General features: G+C 51.5%; 3 protein-coding genes and 1 riboswitch. All 3 genes read right to left on the bottom strand.

Features of this window, described 5'->3' with window-relative positions:
• Positions 1-298 precede the first annotated feature (298 nt).
• On the bottom strand, positions 299-805 hold the full coding sequence (gene nrdG, locus F3H12_RS12800) for an anaerobic ribonucleoside-triphosphate reductase activating protein (protein WP_149679707.1): 507 nt from the start codon (positions 803-805) through the stop codon (positions 299-301).
• A 10-nt stretch (positions 806-815) separates the two neighbouring features.
• Positions 816-3,146 (bottom strand): anaerobic ribonucleoside triphosphate reductase, encoded by a 2,331-nt coding sequence (locus F3H12_RS12795; RefSeq protein ID WP_149679706.1) that lies wholly within the window; start codon positions 3,144-3,146, stop codon positions 816-818.
• Positions 3,147-3,298: 152 nt separating this feature from the next.
• Positions 3,299-3,479: riboswitch (cobalamin riboswitch) on the bottom strand.
• Positions 3,480-3,702: 223 nt separating this feature from the next.
• Complete coding sequence (locus tag F3H12_RS12790) at positions 3,703-4,095, bottom strand: pyridoxamine 5'-phosphate oxidase family protein (RefSeq protein WP_149679705.1); 393 nt, start codon at positions 4,093-4,095, stop codon at positions 3,703-3,705.
• Positions 4,096-4,252: the final 157 nt, after the last annotated feature.

Raw genomic sequence — 4,252 nt, 5'->3', positions numbered from 1 at the left:
AGGCCCTGGATGTCATGACTGATTCACAGGTAACTGCTGGCTAGGTGATGACTACCAAGCGGGTTATGAATTTGCGAAAAATTCTTGACGGTACCTACCTCCTTCAATCCCCCTTTTTACTCTGCAACTAACAGCAGATATACCATTTCATACAAAAGATTCTAGCATGTAAATATAAGTATAAACAATACCTATATTGTAATGCAATTTAATGATTAATTGTAACCGTTATTCAAGGTATTTTAATAAATTTCAATGATATAGTTAATTTGTGTAATCATATACAAGAATCAATTTCCTAATCCAAAACAACAATCCTGTTTTCAGCCCTTGTCCTTTTGACATCGATGATCCTCTGGTTTTCCGAGCCCCTGAACCTCAGAAGAAGGTTTCGCTTATCCATTTCAAACCGGCCGTCCACCAGGATATCGCTTTCCTCGAGCAGGTCATGCCATCCCCGGTGTTTCACGGCGTTTTCCACAAGGTACTCATAGGTGTATCCGGTATAGGTCATGATATCCAGGTTCAGCTTTTTCGCCTCGCGGGCGAGGACAGCAAAAGCCTCGGCCTGTTCAAAAGGCTCTCCTCCGCTGAATGTAATGCCATCCAGCAGAGGATTCCTTTTGGCCTGTTCGATAATGGCATCCACCGTCACCAGCGTGCCGCCGTCAAAGGAGTGGGTTTCAGGGTTGTGGCAGCCAGGGCATTTATGCCTGCATCCCTGGGCGAAAACCACCATCCGTATCCCTGGCCCGTCCACGATGGATTCCCTGATAATGCCTGCGATTCTGATGTACGTTTCCACTTTTGATTTGTCACCCCATCCTGCAGAAGGACATATGCTTGACCCTGTCACGTTCCTCGGCCCTCTTGGCATCGTTGAACCGGTCAAGGGTGCCCACCAGGTATCCCGTGATGCGCCTGATCCTTTCGAACCGGATGTCCCCTTCTTCCCGGCCGCAGGAAGGGCAGGTGTTGCCGATAATGCCGGTAAACCCGCATACAGGATCCCTGTCCACCGGGTGGTTGATGGAACCGTAGCCGATACCGGCTTCCTTCATGGCCCGGATGATCTTTTCAAAAGCCTGGAGGTTTTGCGTGGGATCGCCGTCCACTTCCACATAGGTGATATGCCCCGCATTGGTCAGCTCATGGTAGGGCGCTTCAATCCTGATCTTGTCAAAAGCGCTGATTCCATAGTACACCGGAACGTGGAAGCTGTTGGTGTAATACGCCCTGTCGGTGACGCCTTCAATGTTGCCGAACAGTTCCCTGTCCATCCTGACAAACCGGCCGGCCAAACCCTCTGCCGGGGTTGCCAGGAGGGTGAAATTCATTTGGTATTTCCTGCTGGCCTCATCCATGCGTTTTCTCATATGGCCGACAATCTTCAGGCCGAGTGCCTGCGCTTCCTCCGATTCGGCATGGTGTTTGCCGATCAGGGCCTTCAGGCATTCTGCCAGTCCGATAAATCCTGCGGTGAGGGTACCGTGTTTCAGGACCTCCCTTAATTCATCCTCCCAGCCAAGCTTGTCGGAATCGATCCATATCCCCTGCCCCATCAGGAACGGGAAGTTTTTCACCTTCTTCCGGGCTTGAATCTCAAACCGCTCCAGGAGCTGATCAATGACCAGATCGATCTTCTGATCCAGTTCATTAAAGAACTGACCGACATCCCCGTTGCTCCTCAGCGCAATCCTCGGCAGGTTTATAGTGGTGAAGCTCAGATTTCCCCGTCCGGTAACGATTTCCCTGGACGGATCATGCACATTGCCAATCACCCTTGTTCTGCAGCCCATATAGGCGATCTCGGTTTCAGGCTGACCTGGCCTGTAATACTTCAGGTTAAAGGGGGCATCCAGGAACGCAAAGTTCGGAAACAACCTTTTGGCGCTTACCCGGCAGGCGAGCTTGAACAAATCATAGTTGGGGTCCCCGGGATTGTAGTTGATGCCTTCCTTGACCTTGAAGATCTGCACCGGGAATATGGGGGTTTCCCCATAGCCGAGGCCCGCTTCAGTGGCCAGCAGGAGATTTTTGATAACCATCCTGCCCTCCGGAGAGGCATCCGTGCCATAGTTGATGGAACTGAAAGGCACCTGGGCGCCGGCCCGGCTGTGCATGGTGTTCAGATTATGGATGAAAGCCTCCATGGCCTGGTATGTACACCTGTCGGTTTCCGCCTGCGCCTTTTCCATGGCAAAGGCCTGCGCCTTACGGATTAGATCGGCATCAGGTAGGAGGTCCAAAAGGAGCCTATGCTCCAGTTCAAAATAGCTTTCATCGGGGACCAGGGCCGGATGCAGGCCCTCTTCGTCTTCCAGTTCACGGGCGATGGCGTTCACCCGTTCGGTGGCATCCTTAAGGCCGGACAGCAATTCCAGCGCCTTGGCCAGGTTCTGCCTGTAAAGCCTGGAATAGGTCTTTGCAACCCCCTGCGCCATGCCGTAATCAAAATTGGGGATGCTTTGCCCGCCATGCTGATCGTTCTGGTTCGACTGAATCGCGATGCAGGCCAGGGCAGAATAGCTCAGGATATCGTTGGGTTCCCTCAGATGCCCGTGCCCCGTACTGAAGCCATCCCTGAAGAGCTTCGCGATATCGATCTGGCAGCAGGTGGTGGTCAGGGTGAGGAAGTCCAGATCATGGATATGGATGTCCCCGTTTTTATGGGCTTCGGCGTGTTCGGGCTTCAAAATGAACATTTCGCCGAACTGCTTGGCCCCTTCGGAACCATATTTGAGCATGGTTCCCATGGCGGTGTCGCCGTCGATGTTGGCATTCTCCCGCTTCAAATCGTTGTCCTTGGATTCCTTGAAGGTCAACTCCTCATATATCTTCATCAAACGGGTGTTCATTTCCCTGACACGCGTCCGTTCAGCCCGGTAGAGGATGTATTTCTTGGCGGTCCGGGAAAGCCCTTCTTCAATCAGGACCCTTTCGACGATGTCCTGGATATCCTCCACACCCGGAACCTGTATATCCGGATTTCTATGAAGCTGCTCCACGACTTTCTCCGCCAGGACCATGGCCTTGTCATAGTCTTCCTCCCCCGCAGCCCTGGTGGCCTTGAAAATGGCATTGGTTATCTTCTCAATGTTGAAGGGTACCTCTCTTCCGTCCCTTTTCCTGATTTTTGTAATCATTTGTTACGCCCCCACTTTCGAAAATGAGTTCTTTAAGGGTTATGACAAATAATACCTCTCGACAAACGTCAAGAGGTATCGTGAATACCCGTCCAATACCCAACCCGGGCAGTCATGCACATATCCAACACCCCTCTATCGCTCGTAGAGTTCACGGTGCTTCGTTACAGGCAGGTCTTCTGACTCTGGCTCATCGGCACGCCACACCTTCCCGGAAGCTATCCAGTGGCTCGCTGTGGCATGTCTCACCATCACAGCGGCGGGACCGTGCAGGAATTTCACCTGCTTCCCTTTTAAACTGTCAAGGACAGTACCTGCAACAACAATATTTAGTTTAGGTTATTTTACCATATACAATATATTGGTTTCAACAGTTTTTAACGTTCATGACCAATGGCGGACAGCTTACAACGGCTTTCCACATTCCTAATCCGTCTTATGCCAACAAAAAAGCTCCCCGGCCACCCTGCCGCCGGATGCCGAAACAGGCGGCAGAGCGCCGGAAAGCTCATCCCACGTCATACCATCCCGGACCGCAAATATCGGGTACCGTTTTTCAGAACTTAATCACCCGCGGCGCCTTGGTGAATGAATAGAAGGTGGCTGTCGCATCCTCGAAGTAGAGCACCTCCGTGTTATCATCCTCCGGAGAATACATGAATTTAAGTTCCGGATAATTGTCAAGCATGTGCTTTTTGGCTTCCACCCGGTCATCCCTGACAAGCCTTCCGGATACCCTGAGCCATTTTCCATCCATAAAGGCGCAAAGCTCCACCTTGGGATTGGCCTGGATCTGCCTGGACACATCCTTGACCTTGCCCGTCTGGATATAGAGTTTACCCTCGAAAATATCCACTGTTCCAAACGGCCTGACACGGGGCTGGTCGCCTTCTACCGTAGCCAGATAGTACGTTCCGCACTTTTTCAGAAACTCGTAAACTTCCTGCATATGGATCTTCCTCCTGTTGATTCATCCTGTCTTCCCTTGTACTTCTTTCCGGACAGACCGGAAATCAGAACCGCCGGCTCAGCCGGCGGTTTGTTCTGCCCCTATAAGGGGCTGTTACCAGCAACATCTCAAGATGTACTGAATGAGTTTGCCAATC

It is taken from the genome of Thermoclostridium caenicola, assembly GCF_900142095.1.
GTDB classification, from domain to species: Bacteria; Bacillota; Clostridia; order DSM-8532; family DSM-8532; genus Thermoclostridium_A; species Thermoclostridium_A caenicola.
Note: the sequence above shows the minus strand (reverse complement) of the source record. Positions and strands in the feature narration are given on the sequence as shown.

Coding starts and splice junctions, on each gene's coding strand:
- F3H12_RS12795 (WP_149679706.1), bottom strand. CDS start 3,146: ATGATTACAAAAATCAGGAAAAGGGACGGAAGAGAGGTACCCTTCAAC.
- F3H12_RS12790 (WP_149679705.1), bottom strand. CDS start 4,095: ATGCAGGAAGTTTACGAGTTTCTGAAAAAGTGCGGAACGTACTATCTG.